Annotated in this window: 1 pseudogene; it reads right to left on the bottom strand. The window is 69.2% G+C overall.

The features are described from left to right. Positions 1-40: 40 nt before the first annotated feature. A pseudogene (locus RRF55_RS27425) lies at positions 41-279 on the bottom strand (peptidase domain-containing ABC transporter); the annotation flags it as partial.

Raw genomic sequence — 279 nt, forward strand, 5'->3', positions numbered from 1 at the left:
CGGTTGGCGAGACTCGCCAGGGCAAGGCGGAGCAGGTACATCAGGCCTCCAGGTCGCTGGCAGGGCGCGCGGCGCGGTTGAGTTCGGCAAGCGACAGCTGGCGATCGAACAGCGGTGCCAGGCTCTGGTCGTGGCTGACGAACAACAGGCTGGAGCCGGCTGCCCGGCATTCGGCGAACAGCAGGCGGATGAAGGCTTCACGGGTGTCGGCATCGAGCGCCGAAGTCGGCTCGTCGGCAATCACCAGCTCGGGTTGGCCGATCAGCGCGCGGGCGGCGG

The sequence above is a fragment of the Klebsiella sp. K47 genome (genome assembly GCF_051858335.1).
Classification (GTDB): Bacteria; Pseudomonadota; Gammaproteobacteria; order Enterobacterales; family Enterobacteriaceae; genus Klebsiella; species Klebsiella pneumoniae.